Annotated in this window: 23 protein-coding genes; 1 reads left to right on the top strand and 22 read right to left on the bottom strand. The window is 74.6% G+C overall.

The genetic code is table 11. The features are described from left to right. Nucleotides 1-19: 19 nt before the first annotated feature. The 5 genes from ACZ4MO_RS14715 to rpsB all read right to left on the bottom strand — a co-directional run bounded on the left by ACZ4MO_RS14715 (nucleotide 20) and on the right by rpsB (nucleotide 4,418). Complete coding sequence (locus tag ACZ4MO_RS14715) at nucleotides 20-877, bottom strand: phosphatidate cytidylyltransferase (protein WP_021482016.1); 858 nt, start codon at nucleotides 875-877, stop codon at nucleotides 20-22. Between the two features lie 32 nt (nucleotides 878-909). Further along, a complete protein-coding gene (gene frr, locus ACZ4MO_RS14710; RefSeq protein WP_074809986.1) occupies nucleotides 910-1,467 on the bottom strand; it encodes a ribosome recycling factor in 558 nt (185 codons plus the stop codon). 75 nt (nucleotides 1,468-1,542) lie between these two features. Beyond that, nucleotides 1,543-2,289, bottom strand: coding sequence for a UMP kinase (pyrH, locus tag ACZ4MO_RS14705; RefSeq protein ID WP_085951303.1), 747 nt, complete (start codon nucleotides 2,287-2,289; stop codon nucleotides 1,543-1,545). Between the two features lie 172 nt (nucleotides 2,290-2,461). Next, nucleotides 2,462-3,301 (bottom strand): translation elongation factor Ts, encoded by an 840-nt coding sequence (tsf, locus tag ACZ4MO_RS14700; protein WP_034652463.1) that lies wholly within the window; start codon nucleotides 3,299-3,301, stop codon nucleotides 2,462-2,464. Between the two features lie 133 nt (nucleotides 3,302-3,434). Beyond that, nucleotides 3,435-4,418: a 30S ribosomal protein S2 gene (rpsB, locus tag ACZ4MO_RS14695; protein ID WP_034652460.1), complete on the bottom strand. Its 984-nt coding sequence runs from the start codon at nucleotides 4,416-4,418 to the stop codon at nucleotides 3,435-3,437. A gap of 624 nt (nucleotides 4,419-5,042) precedes the next feature. Between rpsB and ACZ4MO_RS14690 the strand changes: the two genes are divergently transcribed. Next, on the top strand, nucleotides 5,043-5,552 hold the full coding sequence (locus tag ACZ4MO_RS14690; protein ID WP_499279145.1) for a murein hydrolase activator EnvC family protein: 510 nt from the start codon (nucleotides 5,043-5,045) through the stop codon (nucleotides 5,550-5,552). Nucleotides 5,553-5,649: 97 nt separating this feature from the next. On the opposite strand, the gene ACZ4MO_RS14685 is transcribed toward ACZ4MO_RS14690, so the two are convergent. The 17 genes from ACZ4MO_RS14685 to ACZ4MO_RS14605 form a co-directional block, all read right to left on the bottom strand. After that, the gene (locus tag ACZ4MO_RS14685) at nucleotides 5,650-6,624 is read right to left on the bottom strand and encodes a tyrosine recombinase XerC (protein ID WP_499279143.1); all 975 of its coding nucleotides are present in this window, start codon (nucleotides 6,622-6,624) and stop codon (nucleotides 5,650-5,652) included. Between the two features lie 195 nt (nucleotides 6,625-6,819). Next, the gene (gene dprA, locus ACZ4MO_RS14680) at nucleotides 6,820-8,199 is read right to left on the bottom strand and encodes a DNA-processing protein DprA (RefSeq protein WP_255437332.1); all 1,380 of its coding nucleotides are present in this window, start codon (nucleotides 8,197-8,199) and stop codon (nucleotides 6,820-6,822) included. A 31-nt stretch (nucleotides 8,200-8,230) separates the two neighbouring features. Continuing rightward, complete coding sequence (locus tag ACZ4MO_RS14675; RefSeq protein WP_175009606.1) at nucleotides 8,231-9,769, bottom strand: YifB family Mg chelatase-like AAA ATPase; 1,539 nt, start codon at nucleotides 9,767-9,769, stop codon at nucleotides 8,231-8,233. Next, on the bottom strand, nucleotides 9,769-10,128 hold the full coding sequence (locus ACZ4MO_RS14670) for a YraN family protein (RefSeq protein WP_021483325.1): 360 nt from the start codon (nucleotides 10,126-10,128) through the stop codon (nucleotides 9,769-9,771). Before ACZ4MO_RS14670 ends, ACZ4MO_RS14675 begins: the two co-directional genes overlap by 1 nt. Before the next feature lie 113 nt (nucleotides 10,129-10,241). Next, nucleotides 10,242-10,541, bottom strand: a complete 300-nt coding sequence (locus tag ACZ4MO_RS14665) for a DUF2469 domain-containing protein (protein WP_024840525.1) — start codon at nucleotides 10,539-10,541, stop codon at nucleotides 10,242-10,244. 50 nt (nucleotides 10,542-10,591) lie between these two features. Beyond that, nucleotides 10,592-11,422 carry a ribonuclease HII gene (rnhB, locus tag ACZ4MO_RS14660; protein WP_499279141.1) on the bottom strand — a complete coding sequence of 277 codons (831 nt, stop codon included), beginning with the start codon at nucleotides 11,420-11,422 and terminating at the stop codon, nucleotides 10,592-10,594. Next, nucleotides 11,419-12,234 carry a signal peptidase I gene (lepB, locus tag ACZ4MO_RS14655; protein WP_425458019.1) on the bottom strand — a complete coding sequence of 272 codons (816 nt, stop codon included), beginning with the start codon at nucleotides 12,232-12,234 and terminating at the stop codon, nucleotides 11,419-11,421. Before lepB ends, rnhB begins: the two co-directional genes overlap by 4 nt. A gap of 143 nt (nucleotides 12,235-12,377) precedes the next feature. Next, nucleotides 12,378-12,737: a 50S ribosomal protein L19 gene (rplS, locus tag ACZ4MO_RS14650; RefSeq protein ID WP_074809982.1), complete on the bottom strand. Its 360-nt coding sequence runs from the start codon at nucleotides 12,735-12,737 to the stop codon at nucleotides 12,378-12,380. A gap of 274 nt (nucleotides 12,738-13,011) precedes the next feature. Next, on the bottom strand, nucleotides 13,012-13,830 hold the full coding sequence (gene trmD / locus ACZ4MO_RS14645; RefSeq protein ID WP_175009607.1) for a tRNA (guanosine(37)-N1)-methyltransferase TrmD: 819 nt from the start codon (nucleotides 13,828-13,830) through the stop codon (nucleotides 13,012-13,014). 1 nt (nucleotide 13,831) lies between these two features. Beyond that, complete coding sequence (rimM, locus tag ACZ4MO_RS14640) at nucleotides 13,832-14,422, bottom strand: ribosome maturation factor RimM (protein ID WP_175009608.1); 591 nt, start codon at nucleotides 14,420-14,422, stop codon at nucleotides 13,832-13,834. 137 nt (nucleotides 14,423-14,559) lie between these two features. Next, nucleotides 14,560-14,799: an RNA-binding protein gene (locus ACZ4MO_RS14635; RefSeq protein ID WP_061268928.1), complete on the bottom strand. Its 240-nt coding sequence runs from the start codon at nucleotides 14,797-14,799 to the stop codon at nucleotides 14,560-14,562. Then, the gene (gene rpsP / locus ACZ4MO_RS14630) at nucleotides 14,799-15,236 is read right to left on the bottom strand and encodes a 30S ribosomal protein S16 (protein WP_021482888.1); all 438 of its coding nucleotides are present in this window, start codon (nucleotides 15,234-15,236) and stop codon (nucleotides 14,799-14,801) included. Before rpsP ends, ACZ4MO_RS14635 begins: the two co-directional genes overlap by 1 nt. 179 nt (nucleotides 15,237-15,415) lie before the next feature. Further along, the gene (locus ACZ4MO_RS14625) at nucleotides 15,416-16,537 is read right to left on the bottom strand and encodes an amidohydrolase family protein (RefSeq protein WP_175009609.1); all 1,122 of its coding nucleotides are present in this window, start codon (nucleotides 16,535-16,537) and stop codon (nucleotides 15,416-15,418) included. Between the two features lie 147 nt (nucleotides 16,538-16,684). After that, nucleotides 16,685-18,298: a signal recognition particle protein gene (gene ffh / locus ACZ4MO_RS14620; protein WP_074809977.1), complete on the bottom strand. Its 1,614-nt coding sequence runs from the start codon at nucleotides 18,296-18,298 to the stop codon at nucleotides 16,685-16,687. Nucleotides 18,299-18,409: 111 nt separating this feature from the next. After that, nucleotides 18,410-20,257 carry a [protein-PII] uridylyltransferase gene (locus ACZ4MO_RS14615; protein WP_175009610.1) on the bottom strand — a complete coding sequence of 616 codons (1,848 nt, stop codon included), beginning with the start codon at nucleotides 20,255-20,257 and terminating at the stop codon, nucleotides 18,410-18,412. Nucleotides 20,258-20,273: 16 nt separating this feature from the next. After that, a complete protein-coding gene (locus ACZ4MO_RS14610) occupies nucleotides 20,274-20,612 on the bottom strand; it encodes a P-II family nitrogen regulator (RefSeq protein ID WP_021483028.1) in 339 nt (112 codons plus the stop codon). Further along, a complete protein-coding gene (locus tag ACZ4MO_RS14605) occupies nucleotides 20,609-21,922 on the bottom strand; it encodes an ammonium transporter (protein ID WP_175009611.1) in 1,314 nt (437 codons plus the stop codon). The genes ACZ4MO_RS14610 and ACZ4MO_RS14605 overlap by 4 nt, the downstream gene beginning before the upstream one ends. Nucleotides 21,923-22,067 lie beyond the last annotated feature (145 nt).

The raw sequence follows: 22,067 nt of genomic DNA, 5'->3' as shown, positions 1-22,067 counted from the left end.
CGCGCCGTGAGCCGGGCCGTCAGACGGCCAGAGCGAGCAGCACGTACACGAACGGGGCGGTGAGGAGCATGGAGTCGAGCCGGTCGAGGATGCCTCCGTGGCCGGGCAGGAGCGACCCCATGTCCTTCAATTCTAGGTCCCGCTTGATCATGGACTCGGCGAGGTCGCCGATCGTCGCCGTGAGCGGGGCCAGGACGCCCAGCGCGACGCCGAGCAGCGGGCTCGCGCCGAGCCCCACCACAGCGCCGACGACCCCGACGGCGGTCGCGAGGACGAACGACCCGGCGAGCCCCTCCCACGACTTCTTGGGGCTCACGGACGGGGCGAGCGGGTGCCGCCCGAACAGGACGCCCGCGACGTACCCGCCGACGTCGTTCGCGACCGCGAGCAGGATGAACAGCAGGACGCGCACCCGACCGTCCGGCGCGGCCAGCATGAGCATGACGAAGCCCGCCATGAACGGCAGGTACGCCGCCGCGAACGTCGCGGCGGCGGCGTCGCGCACGGCGGCCGTGCCCGACCCGTCGATCACGCGCCACACCACCGCCCCCGCCACCGTGAGCATGAAGGAGACGAGCAGCGCCTCGGGTCCCGAGTAGTACGAGGAGACGAGGATGCCGACCGTGCCCACGAGGAGCGGGAGCAGCGGGAGGTGCAGGTCGCGGCGCCGGAACGCCTGGGCGAGCTCCCACAGCGCCGCGCCCACCGCGACGGTCGCGAGCAGCACGAAGAGCTCGGGCCGGAAGGCGAGGCTGACCGCGACGAGCGCGAGCAGGCCGAGGCCCACCGCGATCGCCACGGGAAGGTTGCGGCCCGCCTTGGGTGCGCGCGCCGCGGTGGTGCCTTCGCCTGCGGCCGTCGAGGAGGTATCGGTCATCGGTGCGTGGAGGAGCTCGCCGAACGAGGTGCTCAGACCTCGAGCAGCTCGCTCTCCTTGCCCGCGAGGAGCGCGTCGACCTGGTCGACGTGCGTCTTCGTGAGGCCCTCGAGCTCCTTCTCGGCGCGCCCGACCTCGTCCTCGCCGGCCTCGCCGTCGCGCGCGATGCGGTCCAGCTCCTCCTTGGCCCGACGGCGGACGTTGCGGATCGCGACGCGCGAGTCCTCCGCCTTGGACTTCGCGAGCTTCACGAAGTCACGACGGCGCTCCTCGGTGAGAGCGGGCAGCACGACCCGGATGACGTTGCCGTCGTTCGAGGGGTTCACGCCGAGGTCGGAGTCGCGCAGCGCCTTCTCCACCGCGGTCATCGAGCTCTTGTCGAACGGCGAGACGAGGATCGTGCGCGCCTCGGTCACCGTGAACGACGCGAGCTGCTGCAACGGCGTCGGGGCGCCGTAGTAGTCGACCGTGATCTTGTTGAACATCGCGGCGTTCGCACGGCCGGTGCGGATCGCGGCGAAGTCCTCCTTGGCCACCTCGACGGCCTTGTCCATCTTCTCCTCGGCCTCGAGGAGGGTCTCGTCGATCACCAGTGCTCCTTCGTCGTTCGTCGTGGGTCGGTCCGTGCGGTCGCAGCCGGGGTCACCGGCGTGGGCGCACCGGTGTCAGTCGGTCGTGACCAGTGTGCCAATATTCTCGCCGACCAGGGCACGCGTGACGTTCCCCGGCTCGCTCATGCCGAACACGCGCATCCGCACGTCGTTGTCCCGGCAGAGGCTCAGCGCCGTCGCGTCCATGACCCCGAGGTCGTTGACGAGCGCGTCGGTGTAGGTGAGGTGGTCGAGCTTGGTGGCCGAGGGGTCCGTGCGCGGGTCCGCCGTGTAGACGCCGTCCACGCCGTTCTTGCCCATGAGGACCTCCTGGCAGTGCGTCTCGAGGGCGCGCTGCACGGAGACCGTGTCGGTCGAGAAGTACGGCATCCCGGCCCCGGCGCCGAAGATGACGACGCGGCCCTTCTCGAGGTGCCGGATCGCGCGCAGCGGGATGTACGGCTCGGCGACCTGGCCCATCGCGATGGCGGTCTGCACGCGCGTCTTCACCCCCGCCTGCTCGAGGAAGTCCTGGAGCGCGAGGCAGTTCATCACCGTGCCCAGCATGCCCATGTAGTCGGCACGAGCGCGGTCGAGCCCGCGCTGGGAGAGCTCCGCCCCGCGGAAGAAGTTGCCGCCACCGACCACGATGGCGACCTGGACGCCCTGCTCGACCGCGGCCGCGATCTCCTGGGCGACGCGCTGGACGACGTCGGGCGCGAGGCCGATCTGCCCGCCGCCGAACGTCTCGCCCGACAGCTTGAGGAGCACCCGCCGGTGCTCGGTCCCCGTCCGGGGCTCGGTCTGCTCGCCTGCCGTCACTGTCGACACCTGTCCTTCGTCCTGGCCCGGTGGGGCGGGGTGGTCGTGCTCCGCCGTCGTCCACCTGATGGTGCGGCACGTCGGCGGTCGTCGCGCGTCCGGGCCGGGCCCGGGTGCGCGGTCGGCCCGGACCCGCCGTCCACGAGACGACGGGGCCGGGCCGACGGGGGCGTCAGGCGCCGACGCGGTACCGGACGAACTCCGTGATGGTGCCGCCGGCCTCGGAGACGACCTGGCCGACCGTCTTCTTCGGGTCCTTCGCGAGCGGCTGGTCGACGAGGACGACGTCCTTGAAGAAGCCGTTGAGACGACCCTCGACGATCTTCGGCAGCGCGGCCTCGGGCTTGCCCTCGTTGCGCGAGGTCTCCTCGGCGATGCGGCGCTCGTTCTCGACCGTCTCGGCCGGGACCTCGTCGCGCGAGAGGTACGTCGGGGACATCGCGGCGACGTGCTGCGCGACGTCCTTCGCGACGGCCTCGCCCGCGGCGTCCGTGGCGACGACGACGCCGATCGACGGCGGCAGGTCGCGCGCGGTGCGGTGCAGGTACGCGGTGACGCGCTCGCCCGCGACGCGGGTCACGCGGCGCAGGACGATCTTCTCGCCGAGCGTCGCGGCCTGGTTGTCGATGACCTGCTGGACGGTCTCGCCGTCCGCGTCCGCGGCGAGCGCCGCGTCCGCGTCGCGCGCACCGGCCTCGGCCGCGGCCTTGAGCACGCGGTCCGCGAGGGAGATGAACGTGTCGTTCTTCGCGACGAAGTCCGTCTCGGAGTTCAGCTCGATGAGCGTCGCGACCTGGCCACCCTCGGTGTCGCGGATGTCGACGGCGACGAGGCCCTCGGAGGTCGAGCGGCCCTCGCGCTTGGCGACGCCCTTCAGACCCTTGACACGGATGATCTCGAGCGCCTTGTCCGCGTCGCCGCCCGCCTCGTCGAGAGCCTTCTTGACGTCGAGCATGCCGGCGCCGGTGCGCTCGCGCAGGGCCTTGATGTCAGCGGCGGTGTAGTTCGCCATGGTGGTTCCTCACTCGTGGTTCGTCACGGGTACTTCGTCACAAGCGACGTGCTGGCGGCACCGCGTCGGTGCCCGGTACGCCGGTGGTACGGCACGGGGTGCGCGACGGTCGCCCGTCGCGCACCCCGGGACGTCACTTGGTCTCGTCGGCCTCGGCGTCGGCGACCACGGCCTCGGCGTCCGCGACGACGGCAGCCTCGGCGGCGGCCTCCTCGACGACCTCGGCGGTGGCGTCGCCCGGCTCCTCGGCGGCGACCTCGGCGGCAGCCTCGGCCACGCCCTCGGCCGCGGCGGCCTCGACGTTCGCCTCGGCGGCCTTCTCGTCCGCCTCGAGCTGCTGCTCGGCGCCGGCGAGGAGCTCGCGCTCCCACTCGGCCAGCGGCTCGGCGGAGGCGCCCGCCTCGGCCTCCGCGCCCGAGCGGCCCGAGTGACGCTGGAGCAGACCCTCGGCGACGGCGTCCGCGATGACACGCGTGAGCAGCGTCACGGAGCGGATCGCGTCGTCGTTGCCCGGGATCTTGTAGTCCACGACGTCGGGGTCGCAGTTGGTGTCGAGGATCGCGACGATCGGGATGTGGAGCTTGCGCGCCTCGTCGACCGCGAGGTGCTCCTTGTTCGTGTCGACGATCCACACGGCGGAGGGGACCTTCGCCATGTCGCGGATGCCGCCGAGCGTGCGGGCGAGCTTGTCCTTCTCGCGACGCAGGACGAGGAGCTCCTTCTTCGTGAGCGCCGAGCCGGCGACGTCGTCGAAGTCGATCTCCTCGAGCTCCTTGAGGCGCTGGAGACGCTTGTGCACCGTGGTGAAGTTCGTGAGCATGCCGCCGAGCCAGCGGTGGTTCACGTAGGGCATCCCGACGCGCGCGGCCTGCTCGGCCACGGGCTCCTGGGCCTGCTTCTTGGTGCCGACGAAGAGGATGGAGCCGCCGTGCGCGACGGTCTCCTTGACGAACTCGTACGCGCGGTCGATGTACGACAGCGACTGCTGGAGGTCGACGATGTAGATGCCGTTGCGCTCGGTGAAGATGAAGCGCTTCATCTTCGGGTTCCAACGGCGGGTCTGGTGCCCGAAGTGGACACCGCTCTCGAGGAGCTGGCGCATGGTCACGACGGCCATGACACGTCCTTTCGCCGTGCGGCCCGGGATCCACCCGGTGCACGCACGCTTCTGGCGGCCCCTCCCGTGGGACGGGCCGCGGTGCGGTTGTCGGTGACGACCCTGGTGGTCGCACCCCTGGCGCCACCCGTGCCGACGCCTGCGACGCACCGTGGACGGTGCGAGCAGGACCGACGCCGGACGCGGCCCCGCCCGGGACCCGGACGGACCGGGAGACGAGGGCGAGGACGTGACGCGCGAAGTCGACCGGCTCCGTCCTCGGCCGAGGTGGTCCCTCGGGCCGGGCACGGCGAACGCGCCGGTCGCAGCGGCAAGTCTACCCGACGGCAGGGCCGACCACAGCCGCCGTCGTGCGCCGTCGCACGGACCGCTCGTCCACAGCCGGGGCCGCCGCGCCCGCGCCTGCTCGCGTTCCTCCGGCACGCTGGCGCAGTGACCGTCGACCACGCCCGTGTCCCGTCCGCCCGCTCGTCCGCCCGCGCGTCCGGCCGTCGCCCGGCGCATCCGCCCGATCGGCCGCGGGGCGGTGGCGTCGGGCGCTCGCACGGCCACCTGGCCGGCCTCCCGCCCGGCCGCGCCACCCGGCGTCGTGCCCGGGTGCGCGGGGCCGTCCTGGCGCTCGGCGTGATCGTCACCCTCGGCACGCCCGTCGCCGGGGCGGCGACGGCCCCGGACGCCGGGTCTGGAGCTGCGTCGACCGGGTGGGTCCCCCCGCTCGACCGGGACGTCGCCGACCTGGGCGTGCTCGCACCGTTCGACCCGCCCGAGCACGACTGGCTGCCAGGACACCGCGGCGTCGACCTCGCGGCCGCCCCCGCCGAGACCGTCCTCTCGCCTGCTCCCGGCGTGGTGTCGTTCACCGGGCCCGTGGCGGGCCGCGACGTGGTCGTCGTCCTGCACGACGACGGGCTGCGCACCTCGCTCGAGCCGGTGACGGCGTCGGTCGGGCGCGGCGAGCGTGTCGCGCCCGGCTCCGTGCTCGGCACGGTGCAGCGCGCGGAGAGCGCCCCGGGGAGCCACTGCGCCGCCACGTGCGTGCACTGGGGCGTGCGTCGCGGCGAGCGCTATCTCGACCCGCTGGCTCTCCTCGGCGACCGGCCCCCGATCGTGCTGCTGCCCCTCGGTGAGGGCTGACCGGGCCGTCCGCGACGACGCGCTCACGCGCGCGGGAACCCCGGGCGTGCTGCTCCGCCCTCGGCGACGGCCGACCGGGGCTCCCACGAGGACGCGCTCAGGCGCGCGGAAACGCCTGCTCGAACGAGCTGCGCAGCCGCTCCGCCGTCACGTGCGTGTAGCGCTGCGTCGTCGCGAGCGAAGAGTGCCCGAGGATCTCCTGCACGCTGCGCAGGTCCGAGCCTCCCGCGAGGAGGTGCGTCGCGGCGCTGTGCCGCAGGTCGTGCGGAGCGACGTCGTCGACGCCCGCGGCCGCCGCGAGGCGGTGCACCGCCTCGCGGACCTGCCGCTGCCCCCAGCGTCCGCCGCGGTCGCCCAGCAGGAGCGCGGCGCCCGAGCGCGCGGTGACGAGGGCGGGCCGGCCCACGTCGAGCCAGCGGGTCACCGCGCGCGCCGCCGGCACGCCGAACGGCACGACACGCTCCTTGTCGCCCTTCCCGAGCACGCGTACCACCCGCTGCGCGAGGTCCACGTCGTCGACGTCGACCCCCGCGAGCTCGCCGACGCGGATCCCCGCCCCGTAGAGGAGCTCGACGGCGGCCCACTCGCGCAGCCGGGCCGGCTCGCCCTCGACGGCGGACTCGCGTGCGGCGTCGAGCATGCGCGCCGCCGCGTCGACCGCGAGGACGGTCGGCAGGGTGCGGGGCACGCGCGGGCTCGCGAGCCGCGCCGCCGGGTCGGAGTCGACGCGTCCGGTGCGCCGCGCCCAGTCGAAGAACGCCCGCGCCGCCGCACCACGTCGGGCGAGGGTCGCGCGAGCCAGCCCGCGCTCCGACTGCGTGGTGAGCCACGCACGCAGCGCCGCGAGGTCGACGTCACGCGGCACCGACGCACCGTGGCGGACGGCGTGCCGAAGCAGCGACTCGACGTCGCCGGTGTAGGCGCGGACCGTGTGCGCCGACGTCCCCTGCGCCACCTCGAGGTACACCGCGAAGTCCGCGAGCGCGGCACGCATCGCCTCGGGCAGCGCGACGCCGGGCGCCGCGGTGCGCTCGTCCGCGGCACGTTCCTCGGTGGGGTCGGCTCGTGTCACTCCCCCAGTCTCGCGCGCGGCGGGCCCGGGCCCGCGGAGGCGCTCCGCTCACCGTGCACTGCTCACCACCCGTGGCTCACGGCGCACCGCCTACGACAGTCTGCCCGCGAGGCGCCGCGCGGCGCGAGGCACGAGGCGGCGCGAGGCGCGAGGCACGAGGCGGCGCGAGGCACGAGGCGGCGCGAGGCGCGCGGCTCATGGCTCACGCACCCGCCGCCAGCCGACAGGCGCCCGCTCGGCGAGGCCGCGGGCCTCGAGTCTCCCCAGCGCACCGACCACGTCCGTCACGGCAAGACCGGCGGCGCGAGCCATCGCCTCGGTCGTGGCTCCGGCACGCAGCGGGAGCGCGTCCCAGGTACGTGTCTCGACAGGGTCCAGGTCGTCGTACGGGGCGGAGTGCGCCGCACGCCACGAGCTCGGGGCGGGTGCGGCCGGTGCCGCGTCCCGCGCGAGGTCGCCCGCGAGCTCGACGACCTCGTCCACGTCGGTGACGCACACCGCCACGCCGTCGCGCAGCAGCCGGTGGCACCCGGTCGACGCCATCGACGTCACGGGCCCGGGCACGGCACCCACCGGTCGCGAGAGCTCCGCGGCGCGCGACGCCGTGCTGAGCGAGCCCGAGCGCCAGGCCGCCTCGACGACGACCGTCGCGCTCGCGAACGCCGCGATCAGCCGGTTGCGCAGGAGGAACCGCACCCGGCTCGGGACCGATCCGGGCGGGACCTCCGAGACGACCGCGCCGCCCGCCTCGACGACCGAGCGGAGCAGGTCGGCGTTCCCGGCCGGGTAGAACCGGTCCGCGCCGCCCGCGAGGAACGCGACCGTCGGTCCGCCGGAGAGGATCGCCGCCCGGTGCGCCGCCGCGTCGATACCGTACGCACCGCCGGACACGACGGTGAAGCCCCGCGCCACGAGCCCCGCCGCGATCTCACCCGTCACGTGGCGGCCGTAGTCGGTGCAGGCGCGGGCGCCGACCACCGCGACCGAGCGCGCGGCGAGGTCCTGCACCCCCGCGCTCCCTCGCACCCACAGCGCGAGCGGGCGCACGGGGCCGAGGTCGTCGAGGCCGGATGGCCACCGGTCGTCGCCCGGCACGACGAGAGTGCCGCCGAGGCGATCGAGCACGCGCAGCTCACGGCGAGGGTCCAGCCCGTCGAGGCGCGGCGCCCACCGCCCGACGGCGCGCAGGAGCCGGGCCACCGACCGGGCGCGCGGGTCGTGCTCCGTCACGCGCGCGTCGGTCGACCGGCCCACCGGGTCGCGCGCGGTCACTCCCGGGTCGGTCGAGCGCACCACCGGGCCGGTCCCGTCCTCGCACGTGTCGGGAGCGGGTCCGACCGCGGGGACGCTCGTCGGCCCTTCCCGGGCCGGAGGGAAGCCGCCGGGCGCGCCGTCGTCCGCGAGCCGGACCAGCGCGCGACGCGCACCGGCCGGGTCACGGGCCGCCTCGTGGAGCCACTCGAGCGCGGGACCGGCGCCGAGCTGGTCGACGAGCGCGACCGCGACCTGGTCGCCCGGTTCCGCGACGCGCGACCACGCCGCGCGCGCGAGGCGTTCGTCGAGGACGTCGAACACCGGGCGCCCGTCCCCGGTGCCCGACCCGCGCTCAGGCACGGTAGCCCCGGGTGCGCAGCGCGAGCCCGGTCCCGACGTCCGCCCGGGTGGGCGCGGCGCGCCCGGCCAGGTCGGCGACGGTCCAGGCGAGGCGCAGGACGCGGTCCGCGCCCCGCAGGCTCAGTGTGCCGCGGTCGAGCGCGCGGTCCACGTCCGCCAGGAGGCCGGAGTCGGGGCCGAGCTGCTCGCGCAGCCAGGTGCCGGGCACCTCGCCGTTGGTGCGCCACGGCGTGCCGCCGAGGCGGGACGCGGCCGCCTCCCGGGCCGCGGCGACCCGCGCCGCGACGACCGCGCTCGGCTCCGGGGCCGCTGCTCGCGCGCGCTCGACCCGGGTCACCGGCCGGACCTCGACCTGCACGTCCACGCGGTCGAGGAGCGGGCCGGAGAGCCGCCCGAAGTACCGTCGCTGCGCCACCGACGAGCACGTGCACTCGAGGCCCTTGCCGACGCCCTGGCCGCACGGGCACGGGTTGGCGGCGAGGACGAGCTGGAAGCGTGCGGGGTAGCGCGCCGTCCCGCCCGCCCGGTGGATGACGAGCTCGCCGTGCTCGAGCGGCTGGCGCAGCGTCTGGAGGACGCGGGCGCCGAACTCGGGTGCCTCGTCGAGGAAGAGCACGCCCCGGTGCGCGCGCGACGCGGCCCCGGGGCGCGGCAGGCCGCTGCCCCCGCCGACGATGGCGGCGGGCGTCGCGGTGTGGTGCGGGTCCTCGTACGGCGGGCGGTGGACCAGCCCCGCGCCGGGGTCGAACACCCCGGCCACCGAGTGGACGGCGGTGACCTCGACCGCCTCGCTCTCCGTGAGGTCCGGCAGGATCCCCGGGAGCCGCGACGCGAGCATCGTCTTGCCCGCACCCGGCGCCCCGACGAGCAGCAGGTGGTGGCCGCCCGCGGCCGCCACCTCGAGCGCGTGCCGCGCCTCGTCCTGCCCGACGACCTCCGAGAGGTCCCCGGGGCGGGCCACGGGCACGACGGGGCGCGGGACCACGACCGGCGCGGCCGCCTCGTCCGCACCCTCCAGCGACGCGCCGTGGAGCCGCGCGACGTCCGCGAGGCTCGCCGCCCCGACCACCCGGGCACCGGGAACGAGGCGCGCCTCCGCCACGTCCGCCGCCGGCACCACGACGTCCGGGAACCCGGCGGCGACCGCCGCCGCCACGGCCGGCAGGACCCCGCGGACCGGCTGGAGCCGGCCGTCGAGCCCGAGCTCGCCCAGGTGCACGACGCCGTCCGCCGCACCCGCGGGCAGCACCTGGGCACCGGCGAGCAGCGCGACGGCGATCGCGACGTCGAAGCCCGTCCCGGACTTGGGCAGCGCCGCCGGCGAGAGGTTGATCGTGACCTTGCGCTGGGGCCACGCGATGCCCGAGGAGGTCACCGCCGCGCGCACACGGTCGCGCGACTCGCTCAGGGCGGTGTCCGGCAGCCCCACGAGGACGAAGCCGGGGACGGACGCCGCGAGGTGGGCCTGCACCTCGACGACGTGACCGGAGAGCCCGACGAGCGCGACCGCGCGTGTGGTCCCGAGCCCCATCAGGCGCTCACCCCGACGAGGTGCTCGACCCGTGCCGCACCGGCACGCGCCACGAGGACCGCGACGACGTCGATCCGGACCGATCGGGCGCGGACGTCGTGCGTCGCGAGCCACTCCCCCGTGAGCCGGCGCAGGCGGCCGAGCTTCGCGGGCGTGACGGCCTGGGCCGGGTGCCCGAACCCCGTGCCGCGCCGGGTCTTGACCTCGACGGCCACGAGCACGTCCCCGTCGAGCGCGACGACATCGAGCTCGCCGCGCGTCCCGCGCCAGTTGCGGTCGAGGAGCGTCCAGCCCGCCTCGACCAGGTGGGCCGCGGCCACCTTCTCCCCGTACCGCCCGACGGCGTCGTTCGCTCCCATGGGCTCACCTCCGCGGCCCACCGTGGGGCAGGGCGCGGGGGCGGCGCCAGGGGCGCCGGGCGGCCTGTGGAGCCGCCGTCAGGCAGCGGTCCTGTGCACGGCCACGACGGGCGTCAGAGCTGGAGCTCCGCCTTCGCGAGCTCCTCGACGTTCACGTCCTTGAACGTCACGACGCGCACCGACTTCACGAACCGCGCGGAGCGGTAGACGTCCCAGACCCACGCGTCGGCGAGCCGCAGCTCGAAGTAGACCTCACCGGCGGCGGATCGCACCTGCAGGTCGACCTGGTTCGCCAGGTAGAAACGGCGTTCGGTCTCCACCACGTACGAGAACAGGCCCACCACGTCGCGGTACTCGCGGTACAGCGCGAGCTCCATCTCGGTCTCGTAGTTCTCCAGGTCTTCGGCGCTCACGGCTCCATCATGGACCATCGGCGGCCACCGGACCGGTCGGAGGGCACCGCTCAGCTCGTCGGCAGACCGGCCTCGGGGTCGAGCTCGAGCACGTCGACCGGGTCGCCGTACGCGGGGACGTCGATGCCCGCGTCACCGCGCTCGGGCAGCCGCCAGGACCGCCGGTGCTGCGGCGTCGGACCGTGCTCGCGCAGCGCCTCGACGTGCGCCGCCGCCCCGTAGCCCTTGTTCTGGTCCCACCCGAAGGCCGGGTACTGGCGCGCCAGGCTCGTCATGAGGCCGTCGCGCTCGGTCTTCGCGAGCACGCTCGCGGCAGCGACCGACGCGCACTGCAGGTCCGCCTTCACGAGGGTGCGCACGCGCGGGTCGACGAGCCGGACGTCGTCGTGCGGGTCGAGGTCGAACGCCTCGAAGAGGTCGACCGCCGAGGGGCGGCTCAGCCAGTCGTGCTTGCCGTCGAGCAGGACCGCGTCGACGTCGCCGACCGTCCGGCGCACCTGAGCGAGCGCACGGCGGCCCGCGAGCCGGAGCGCGCCCACGATCCCGTGCGCGTCGATCTCCGCCGGACCCGCGTGACCCACGGCCCACGCGACGCACCACGAGCGCGCGAGAGGCACGAGCGCCTCGCGCGCCGCCGCGGTGAGGAGCTTGGAGTCGGTGAGCCCGGGCGGGCAGGGCTTCGTCGCGAGGTCGACGACGACGACCCCGACCGACACAGGCCCGGCGAGCGCGCCACGACCGACCTCGTCCATCCCGGCGACGAGCCGCGCGCCGTCGCGGAGCATGGCGCGCTCCTGGCGCAGGTCGGGCCGACGACGGGCGGGTGCCCGGCGCGCCGGAGCCCGCGCGGGCTCCGACCGGGCGACGGCGTCGAGCGTCACGGCTCCACCTCGGGGACGTCGGCGAACACGTCGCCGGGGTTGCGCAGCAGACCGACGTGCGACAACGGCCACACCTTGACGAACGCCGTGCCCACGACGTTGCTCATCGGCACGAACCCACCCCCGGGCTTGCCGGTGTTGTAGCGCGAGTCCGCGGAGTTCTGCCGGTTGTCGCCCATGACGAACAGCATGTCGGCAGGGACCGTGTGGTCGAACGCGTCCTGGCTGGGGATCGACCCCGGCTTGATGTACGTCTCGTCGATGGGCACGTCGTTGACGCTCACGCGGCCCTCGGCGTCGCAGCACACGACGTGGTCGCCCGGGACGCCGATGACGCGCTTGATGAGGTGCTCCCCCGTGTCCTGCGGCAGGAGTCCGACGAACGTCAGCGCCGCGCGGACGGCCTCGGACACCGGGCTCTCGTCCTGCTGCTCCTGCGGCGGCAGCCAGCCGCCCGGGTCCTTGAACACGACGATGTCGCCGCGGTGCACGTCGAACGCGCCGGGCACGAGACGGGAGACCATCACGCGGTCGCCCTCGACGAGCGTGTCCTCCATCGAGGCGCTCGGGATGAAGAACGCCTGCACGAGGAACGTCTTGATGAGCAGGGAGAGCACGAGCGCGCTGACCACGATGATCGCGGTCTCGCGCAGCAGCGACGACTTGCGCGGGCGCTCGCGCGGGGCGCTCTCCGCCCCCTCGGCCGCCAGGTGCTGGCCGTGCGGGGAGCGCCCGTCGTCCTCGGGGCCGAGCGCCGCGCGCTCGGTGCCGGCGTCGGGCTGCGGGCCGCGGGGCGGGGCGCTGTCGGTCACGCGTTCACAATGCCACCTCGGGCCGCGATCCGGGAAACGGAACCGGCCCGCGGACGGCGGACGGCGGGTACGCCGACGGCGGCCGCCCCGGGAGGGACGGCCGCCGTCGGACGAGCGGAGCGGCGGTGTCGGTCGACAGCCGATCAGCGGTTGGGCGCGGTGTCGCGCTTCTCCTTGATCTTCGCCTTCTTGCCGCGCAGCGCGCGCAGGTAGTACAGCTTGGCGCGACGCACGTCACCGCGCGTCACGACCTCGACGGAATCGATGGACGGCGAGTGCACGGGGAACGTGCGCTCGACACCCACGCCGAAGCTGATCTTGCGGACCGTGAACGTCTCGCGGACGCCGCTGCCCTGACGGGCGATGACGACACCCTGGAACGCCTGGACGCGGGAGCGGGTGCCCTCGACGACCTTGACGTTGACCTTGAGCGTGTCGCCGGGACGGAACTCCGGGACGTCGCTGCGCAGCGATGCTGCGTCGACGCTGTCCAGCGTGTGCATGGTGCTTCTCCTCGCCCGCCACAGGTCGGACGCGTGCTCGTGGGCCCGGACAGGCCGGGCCGTCGTCGAATCGGTGGGGTGTGCCGTGCTGCGCGTGGACGGTCGTCGACCTCGCGGTCGTCGGGTCCGTCGTGCCAGTCCGCCCGAGGATCGGGCGCGGGCTCCCCTGTGGCAGAGATCCGGGGCGGCACACACCGATCGACCATTCTGCCACACCGGAGGGTCGGCGTGGCAGCCGCGGACGACCGCGCGTGCCCGCGCCGCACGGCCCGGCTCAGCGCGCGTCGTCGGCGGGGCGCTCCAGGTGTCCGTCGACGACGTCCCATCCGACCTCCGCGAGGACCGCCAGGTCGTGCCGGTCGAGGGCCGCGACGTCGAGCGCGCGCACCATGTCCGGGCGGCGGCCGGCGGTACGACGCAGGGCCTGGTCCCGGCGCCAGCGCCGGATCCGGGCGTGGTGCCCGGACAGCAGGACGTCGGGCACCTCGAGGTCGTCCCACACGGGCGGCTTCGTGTAGACGGGGTACTCCAGGAGCCCCGCGGCCCCGTGCGACTCCTCGACGAGCGACTCCGGGTTGCCCACGACGCCGGGCAGCAGCCGCCCGACGGCCTCGATCATCACGAGCGCCGCCACCTCGCCGCCGTTGAGCACGTAGTCGCCGATCGAGAGCTCGCTGACGCGCATCCCGGCGGCACGGTAGTGCTCCGCCACGCGCGCGTCGATGCCCTCGTAGCGTCCGCAGGCGACGACGAGGTGCTCCTCCGTCGCGAGCTCCTCCGCGGTGCGCTGGGTGAAGGTCGCGCCCGACGGCGTCGGCACGACCAGGTGCACCGCGCTCGCCTCGCCCCCGGGCGCCTCGGCCGACAGGCCGGACACGTCGTCGATCGCCCGCCCCCACACGTCGGGACGCATGACCATGCCCGCGCCGCCGCCGAACGGCGTGTCGTCGACCGTGCGGTGCCGGTCCGACGTCCAGTCGCGCAGGTCGTGGACGCGCAGGTCGAGGATCCCGGCCGTGCGTGCCTTGCCGACGAGCGACAGGTCCAGCGCGGCGAGGTAGTCGGGGAAGATCGTGACGACGTCGATCCGCACGTCAGGCCTCGCCGTCGGCCGGGGCGTCCTGCGGCCCGGGCGCGTCCGCCGCGTCGCCGGCGCTCGGCGCCGCGACCTCCAGGCGCTCCACGTCCGACGCGAGCAGGCCGCCCGGCGGGTCGAGCACGACCCGGCCGCCGGCCACGTCGACGACGGGCACGATCTGCCGGACGAAGGGCACGAGGGTGCGGGCGCCGTCCGGCTCGCGCAGCACGAGCACGTCGTGCGCGGGCAGGTGCTCGAGGCCCTCGACGCGCCCCAGCACGCGCCCGTCCGTGCTCTCGGCACGCAGCCCGGCGAGCTCGTGCGGGTACCACGCGTCCTCCTCGTCGGAGGCCTCGACCTCGACGACGAGCTCGATGCCCCGCAGCGCCTCGGCGCCCGTGCGGTCGCGCACGCCCTCGAAGCCGACGAGCCAGCGGCCCTGGTGGACGCGCACGGTGGCGACGGTGAGGGGGCCGGCGTCGGCGGGTCGCGTCTCCAGACGCTCCCCCACCGCGAGGCGCTCCTCCGGCTCGTCGGTGCGCAGGTCGAGGGCGACCTCGCCTCGCAGCCCGTGCGCCTTGCCGACGCGCGCGACGGTCAGCTCCATCGTCGTGACTCCTCGTGTGGTCCTGGTCGGGACGGGTGTGCGCCGGTCCTCCGGCGGCGGACGCAGGAAGGCCCGGCCCGCCGGTGGCGGACCGGGCCTTGCCCGTCGCCCCTCGCGGGGCGTCGTCGGTGCGGGCCTCAGCGGCGGTCGACGTCCACGACGTCGACGCGGACCGGCCCGTCGGTCGCGAGCGCGCCGATGACCGTGCGCAGGGCACGGGCGGTGCGCCCGCCGCGACCGATGACGCGGCCGAGGTCCTCCGGGTGCACCCGGACCTCGAGCAGGTCACCGCGACGCAGCGTCTTCGTGGCCACGCGGACGTCGTCCGGGTTGTCCACGATGCCGCGCACGAGGTGCTCGAGGGCCTCGGCGATCATCAGGCCTGCTCGTCGGCAGCGGCCTCGTCGGCCGCGTCGGCGGTCTCCTCGGCCGGAGCCTCGGTCTTCTTCTCGGCAGCCTTGGCCTTGACCTTCTCGGCGTCCGCGGCGGCGGCCTCGATGGCGGCGGTCGGGTCGACCTTCTCGCCCTTGACCTTGAGCGTGCCCTCGGCGCCGGGCAGGCCCTTGAACTTCTGCCAGTCGCCGGTGACCTTGAGGAGCGCGAGCACCTGCTCCGTCGGCTGCGCGCCGACGCCGAGCCAGTACTGGGCGCGGTCCGAGGTGATCTCGATGAACGAGGGCTCCTCGGTGGGGTGGTACTTGCCGATCTCCTCGATCACACGACCGTCGCGCTTGGTGCGCGAGTCGGCGACGACGACACGGTAGTACGGCGCACGGATCTTGCCGAGACGCTTCAGACGAATCTTGACGGCCACAGTGGTGGTCTCTCCTGGTTCTGGTTCGGGCGAACCCGCGATCGTCCCGTGGGGACAGGACGAGGAAGGGGTTCAGGACACGGCACGCGCCGGAGAGAGGGGCCGGGGCACGCCGAGTACCGGGACATTGTGCCAGAAGGCGAGGGCATCGACCAACCTGCGGGCGACGCCGGACCCCGTCAGGTGGCGGGCGCCACGATCTCGCCGCGCAGCACGACGGCGGTCGGGGCGCGCAGGACGCCGACGTCCTGGCGCGGGTCCTGCGGGTAGACGACGAAGTCGGCCGACGCGCCCTCGACGAGCGACGTGTAGCCGAGGTACTCCCGGCCCTGCCAGCTCGCGGCCGCGACGACCGCGGCGTCGGGGATGCCCGCGGCGACGAGCTCGGCGCACTCGTCGGCGAGGCGACCGTGCCCGATCGTCCCGCCCGCGTCGGTGCCGACGAGGATCTGGATGCCGGACTCGTACAGCGCCCGCGCCTGCTCGTACCGCCGCTCGTGCAGGCGCCGCATGCGGGCCGCGAACACCGGGTAGCGGGCGTCGGCCTGTCGCGCGATGTTCTCGAACTGCCCGATCTGGAGCAGGGTCGGGGTGACCGCGACGCCCCGCTCGGAGATCTCGTACATGAGGTCGGGGTGGATCCCCGTGCCGTGCTCGATCCCGTCGACGCCCGCGGCGAGCAGCGACGGGATCACCTCGTCGGAGAACGCGTGAACGGTCACACGGGCGGCCTCGGCGTGCGCGGCCGCGACCGCCTCGGCGAGGACGTCGTCGGGCCACAGCGGTCGCAGGTCGCCGTCCGCGCCGAGGTCGCGGTCGATCCAGTCGCCCACGATCTTGACCCACCCGTCGCCCTGGCGCGCCTCGCGGCGCACGGCCTCGGGGAGCTGGGCGACGTCGTCGAGCTCGAGCCCGTAGTGGCGCAGGTAGCGCTTGGGCCGGGCGAGGTGGCGGCCCGCGCGCACGAGGCGCGGCAGGTCACGACGGCCGTGCACCCACCGCGTGTCGAGCGGCGAGCCGGCGTCGCGCACCAGGAGAACCCCGCTGTCGCGGTCCGTCAGCGCCTGCTCCTGCGCGGTCGTCGCGTCGACGGCGCCCTGGGCGCCCAGCCCGACGTGGCAGTGCACGTCGACGAGGCCGGGCAGGGCCCAGCCCTCGAGCTCGACCATGTTGGTGCCCTGCGCCGACGGCCGGGTGAGGCTGATCCGCCCGTCCTTGACCCACAGGTCGCCCACCTCGCGGTCGTCGCCGACGATGACGTGGCCGCGGACGTGCAGCGTGGGGCCTTCCAGCGCGGACATGCGGCTCCTGGGTGAGGACGGACGGGACGGGAGACGGCCCGGTCGGGGGCGCGGTGCGGCACCGGGCGGGTGCCACGGACATAACCTAGCGCCCGGGCGGCTGCGGGTCGCACCCGGGCGCGGGCGGCTGTCCGGGACGGCCGCGGCTCAGCGGCCGCCGAGCAGCTTCTCGAAGCCGGGCGGCAGCTGCAGGTCGTCCGGGGTGGCGGACGGCGGCGCGTCCGTGGGCCCGACGCCGAACGCGGAGCCCGACGGCGCCGCGGGACCGGTGAGCTCCCCCGCCGCGCGCGCGGCGGCCGCGCGCTCCTGCGCGGCCCGCTTCGCCGGGTTGCCCGACTTGCCCTTGACCTTGCGCTGGGGCGCCTGGCGGCCCCGGGCCTTCTTGCCGCCCATGCCCGGGAGGCTGCCCATGCCCGGCATCCCCGGCATCCCGCCGCCGCGGCTCATCTGCCGCATCATCTTCTGCGCCCCGGCGAAGCGCTCGAGAAGCTGGTTGACGTCGCTCGTCGTCACGCCGGAGCCGCGCGCGATGCGCGCGCGCCGCGAGCCGTTGATGATCTTGGGGTTGTCCCGCTCCGCGGGGGTCATCGACCGGATGATGGCCTCGATGCGGTCGACCTCGCGCTCGTCGAAGTTCTCGATGGCCTCGCGCATCTGGCCCATGCCCGGCAGCATGCCGAGCATCTTCTTCATCGAGCCCATGTTCTTCATCTGCTGCATCTGCACCAGGAAGTCCGCGAGCGTGAAGTCCTGCCCCGTGGCGACCTTCTCGGCCATCTTCGCGGCCTGCTCGGCGTCGAACGCCTTCTCGGCCTGCTCGATGAGCGTGAGGACGTCACCCATGTCGAGGATGCGCGACGCCATGCGGTCCGGGTGGAAGGCCTCGAAGTCGGTGAGCTTCTCACCCGTGGAGGCGAAGAGGATCGGGCGGCCGGTGACCCCGCGGACCGACAGCGCGGCACCACCGCGCGCGTCGCCGTCGAGCTTCGTGAGCACGACGCCCGTGAAGTCGACGCCTTCCTCGAAGGCCTTCGCGGTCGCGACGGCGTCCTGTCCGATCATCGCGTCGATGACGAACAGGACCTCGTCGGGCTGCACGGCGTCGCGGATGTCCGACGCCTGCTGCATGAGGACGGCGTCCAGGCCGAGGCGGCCCGCGGTGTCGACGATGACGACGTCGTGCTGGCGCTGGCGCGCCGTCTCGACGCCCTCGCGCGCGACGGCGACCGGGTCGCCGATCACGTCGTCGACCTCGACGCCGCTCTGGTTGCCGGGGTGCGGCGCGAACACGGGGACGCCGGCGCGCTCGGCGACGACCGAGAGCTGGGTGACGGCGTTCGGGCGCTGCAGGTCGGCGGCGACGAGGAGCGGCGTGTGCCCCTGCTCACGCAGGTGCAGGGCGAGCTTGCCCGCGAGCGTCGTCTTCCCGGCACCCTGGAGGCCCGCGAGCATGATGACGGTCGGCGGTGTCTTGGAGAACCGCAGCCCGCGGCTCTCGCCGCCGAGGATGCCGACGAGCTCCTCGTTGACGATCTTGACGACCTGCTGCGCCGGGTTGAGCGCGCCCGAGACCTCGGAGGAGAGCGCGCGCTCGCGCACCGTCGCGCTGAACTCGCGCACGACGGGCACCGCGACGTCGGCGTCGAGCAGCGCGCGCCGGATCTCCCGGATCGTCGCGTCGATGTCCGCCTCGGACAGCCGGCCCTTCGCACGCAGGTTCTTGAAGGTCGAAGTCAGTCGGTCCGACAGCGTGTTGAACACCGCGTCATCCTCACCAGTCGTCGGAAGTCTCGTGCGCGTCGGCCCTCCGTCGTCCCCGCTCCCCGGCAGACGTGGGGCGGGCACGGGACGGGCCGTCCGCGAGGGTCCAGCCTACCCGGCGGCGCCCGGTCCCCCCGGCACGGCGCCCAGCGCGCGGAGCGTCTCCCCCACGAGGTCGTCCACGAGGCGCGCGCGCCACGCCGTCCACGCGCTCGGGCCGAGCGACGACGCGTCCGCCTCCGTGAGCGCGCGCAGCACCACGAGCAGGTCGGCGCGGTGGTCGACGGCGTCCGCGAGCTCCGCGACCGTCGCCGGGTCGTCGGGGTCCTCGCTCACGGCGAGGCGCGAGAGGGTGAGGTGGTGGCGGACGAGGCGCTCGACGTCGGCCACGACGTCCGGCTCGAACCCCATGCGGCCGAGGATCGCGGGCACGAGCCGCGCGCCCTCGACGGAGTGGTCGGCGGCTCCGGCGCGCTTGCCGATGTCGTGCAGGACCGCGGAGAGCAGCAGGAGGTCGCTGCGCTCGACCTCCTTGCGGGCGCGCGCGGCGCGCGCCACGACCTCGACGAGGTGCCGGTCGACGGTGTGCCGGTGGACGGCCGCGCGCTGCGGCCGGTTGCGCACGCCGGCCCACTCGGGGATCCACGTCGTGACGACGCCCGCGAGGTCGAGCGCCTCCCAGACCGCGACCTGCGCCTGACCGGACCCAAGCAGGGCGAGGAACGCGGACCGCGCGGCGCGCGGCCACGGCTCCGGCAGGGCGGGGCAGCGCGCGAGGCTGGCGACGGAGACGGGCGAGAGCGTCAGCCCCGTGCGCGCCGCCGTCGCCGCGGCGCGCAGCGACAGGAGCGGGTCCGCCTCCGGGTGGGCGTCCACGGCGAGCACGAGCTCGCCGTCGTGCTCGACGAGCCCGTCGCCGACGGACCGCAGCCGTGGCGCCGCGCGTCGTCCCCGCACGAGCACCGGGCGGCGCGCGACCGACGGCCGCTGGAGCGCCTGCCGCGCCCGGCGGACGGTGGTGTCGAGCGCGTAGGAGATCTCGCGGCCCGCCGCGGCGAGGCTCGCGAGCAGCTCGTCGGGGTCGTCGTACCCGGACAGCGCGGCGACCTCGTCGAGGTCGGCGAGCAGGAGACGGCTCGTGTGGCGGCCCGTGACGACCTGGAGCGTGTCGCGGACGTCGAGCAGGTGGGCGTGCGCCCGGTCGACCGTCCCGTGCGGGCGGTCGGTGAGCCACGTCGCCGCGAGCGCCGAGAGCACGACCGCGTCCCGGATGCCGCCGCGCGACTCCTTGAGGTCGGGCTCGATGAGGTAGGCGAGCTCGCCGGACCGCTCGGCGCGCTCGCGCGTCGAGGAGAGCAGGTCGGGCAGGCGGCGGCGCGAGGCGGACCGCCAGTCGGTGAGCACGGCGGAGGACGCGCGGTGCACGACGAGCGCGTCCCCCGCGACCGCGCGCACGTCGAGCCACCCGACGGCGGCGGGGACGTCCTTCGACGCCACCTGGCGGCACTGCGAGAGGGAGCGCACGGCATGGTCGAGGTCGACGCCCGCGTCCCAGAGCGGATACCAGAGCCGCTCGGCGACGTGGGCGACCTCGTCCGGGGAATGGGTACGGCCGTCGTGGACGAGGACGAGGTCGAGGTCGCTCGCGGGGCCCATGTCGCCCCGCCCGAGGCTCCCGACCGCGGCGAGCGCGAGCCCCTCGGGCGCGACGCCGTCGGTCGCGTCGAGCCAGAGGCCCGCGAGCGAGGAGGTGACGAGGTCGACGACGGCGGCGCGGCGCGCGACCCCGCTGCGGCCGGGTCCGCTCATGGACCGCGCGACGTCGAGCATCCGCGCACGCAGGTCCCGCACCCCCTCGGGGTGCGGGACCTGCGTGCCGTGCTCACCCGGCCCTGCCGGGCGCCCCGCCGATCCCCCTGCGACCCCGCCCGTGGTCGGGGTGTCGGCGTGGTGGGTCATCCGATGGTCCGTCTCCTCACAGGGCGCCGGGGCCGTGCTCGCCCGTGCGCACCCGGGCGACGTCGTCCACGGTCACCGTCCAGACCTTGCCGTCGCCGATCTTGCCGGTCTGCGCCGCCTTGACGATCACCTCGGTGACCGCGGTGGCGTCGGCGTCGTCGACGAGGACCTCGATGCGGACCTTGGGGACCAGGTCCACCGTGTACTCGGCCCCGCGGTAGACCTCGGTGTGGCCCTTCTGACGGCCGTACCCGCTGGCCTCGCTGACCGTCATGCCCCGCACGCCCGCGGCCTCGAGCGCCGACTTCACGTCGTCGAGCCGGTGCGGCTGGATGATTCCCGTGACGAGCTTCATGCCCGCACCTCCCTGATGACGCTGCCCTGCTGGATGGACTCGTACGCCGTCTCGCCGTGGACCGCGAGGTCGATGCCGCCGACCTCGGCGTCCTCGCTCACGCGCCAGCCCATCGTGACCTTGAGGATCAGGCCGATGACCGTCGTCGTGATCGCGGTGAAGACGATCGCGACGAGCGCGATGAGCACCTGGACGACGAGCTGCTGCGCGCCGCCCCCGAAGAAGAGGCCCGTGTCGGTCGCGAGGAAGCCGATCGCGACGGTACCCCAGAGACCGGAGACGAGGTGGACGCCGACGACGTCGAGCGAGTCGTCGTAGCCGAAGCGGTACTTCAGGCCGACCGCGAGCGCCGAGAGCGCGCCGGCGACGACGCCCAGGACGATCGACGTGACCGGGTTGAGCGCGCCGGCCGCGGGCGTGATCGCCACGAGGCCCGCGACGACGCCGGACGCGGCACCGAGCGACGTGGCGTGACCGTCGCGGATCTTCTCCGTGACGAGCCAGCCGATGATGCCGGCCGCCGTGGCGCTCGTGGTGTTGATCCAGGCGAGGCCGGCCGTCTCGTTCGCGCCGAACGCGGAGCCCGCGTTGAAGCCGAACCAGCCGAACCACAGCAGGGCCGCGCCCAGCATGACGAACGGCAGGTTGTGCGGGCGCATCGGCTCGGTGCCGAAGCCCTTGCGCTTGCCGATGAGGAGCGCGAGCACGAGCGCCGCGACACCGGCGTTGATGTGGACGACGGTGCCGCCCGCGAAGTCGATCGGCGCGACCGTGGCGGCGCCGTCGGTCACCCCGAACACCTTCGCGGCGAGACCGTTCTCGTTGGCCGAGAGGAAGCCGCCGCCCCACACCATGTGGGCGAGCGGGAAGTACGTGACCGTGACCCAGATCGCCGTGAACGTCAGCCACGTGCCGAACTTGACGCGGTCGGCGAGCGCACCCGAGATGAGCGCGACCGTGATGATCGCGAACGTCACCTGGAACGCGATGTCGACCACGTTCGGGTAGTTGCCGAGCGTGCTCGCGACGGCGCTGCCGTCGGCGTCCGTGATCGCCCCCTGGAGACCGAACTGCGCGAACGGGTTGGCGAACAGGCCACCCGTGCCGGCCTCGCCGTAGGACATCGACCAGCCCCACAGCACGTAGACGACGCCCACGACGGCCATCGCGCCGAACGACATCATCATCATGTTCAGCACGGACTTGGCGCGGACCATGCCGCCGTAGAAGAACGCCAGTCCGGGCGTCATCAGGAGCACGAGGGATGCTGAGGTCAGCATCCACGCGGTCGCCCCGGTGTCCCACTCCATCGGATCATCTCCCCTCGCCGGCCGGGCGGCCGGTCGGGGACTACGGTGGTGCGGGCGGGTTTCCCCGGCGGTGTCGCCGCGTTACGTCGGCGTGACAAGGGCGGCCCGGACGTAAACGTTCGGTTTCGCCGCACCGCGCGGCCGG

Source organism: Sphaerisporangium cinnabarinum, assembly GCF_055567015.1.
This window is presented reverse-complemented; position numbering and strand designations above follow the sequence as displayed.

What these genes read in the sequence shown, in the direction of transcription:
- ACZ4MO_RS14715 (WP_021482016.1), bottom strand. Translation starts at nt 877, where the DNA reads ATGACCGATACCTCCTCGACGGCCGCAGGCGAAGGCACCACCGCGGCG.
- tsf (WP_034652463.1), bottom strand. Translation starts at nt 3,301, where the DNA reads ATGGCGAACTACACCGCCGCTGACATCAAGGCCCTGCGCGAGCGCACC.
- rpsB (WP_034652460.1), bottom strand. Translation starts at nt 4,418, where the DNA reads ATGGCCGTCGTGACCATGCGCCAGCTCCTCGAGAGCGGTGTCCACTTC.
- ACZ4MO_RS14675 (WP_175009606.1), bottom strand. Translation starts at nt 9,769, where the DNA reads ATGGGGCTCGGGACCACACGCGCGGTCGCGCTCGTCGGGCTCTCCGGT.
- ACZ4MO_RS14670 (WP_021483325.1), bottom strand. Translation starts at nt 10,128, where the DNA reads ATGGGAGCGAACGACGCCGTCGGGCGGTACGGGGAGAAGGTGGCCGCG.
- rplS (WP_074809982.1), bottom strand. Translation starts at nt 12,737, where the DNA reads ATGCACACGCTGGACAGCGTCGACGCAGCATCGCTGCGCAGCGACGTC.
- rimM (WP_175009608.1), bottom strand. Translation starts at nt 14,422, where the DNA reads ATGGAGCTGACCGTCGCGCGCGTCGGCAAGGCGCACGGGCTGCGAGGC.
- ACZ4MO_RS14635 (WP_061268928.1), bottom strand. Translation starts at nt 14,799, where the DNA reads ATGATCGCCGAGGCCCTCGAGCACCTCGTGCGCGGCATCGTGGACAAC.
- ACZ4MO_RS14625 (WP_175009609.1), bottom strand. Translation starts at nt 16,537, where the DNA reads ATGTCCGCGCTGGAAGGCCCCACGCTGCACGTCCGCGGCCACGTCATC.
- ACZ4MO_RS14615 (WP_175009610.1), bottom strand. Translation starts at nt 20,257, where the DNA reads ATGACCCACCACGCCGACACCCCGACCACGGGCGGGGTCGCAGGGGGA.
- ACZ4MO_RS14610 (WP_021483028.1), bottom strand. Translation starts at nt 20,612, where the DNA reads ATGAAGCTCGTCACGGGAATCATCCAGCCGCACCGGCTCGACGACGTG.
- ACZ4MO_RS14605 (WP_175009611.1), bottom strand. Translation starts at nt 21,922, where the DNA reads ATGGAGTGGGACACCGGGGCGACCGCGTGGATGCTGACCTCAGCATCC.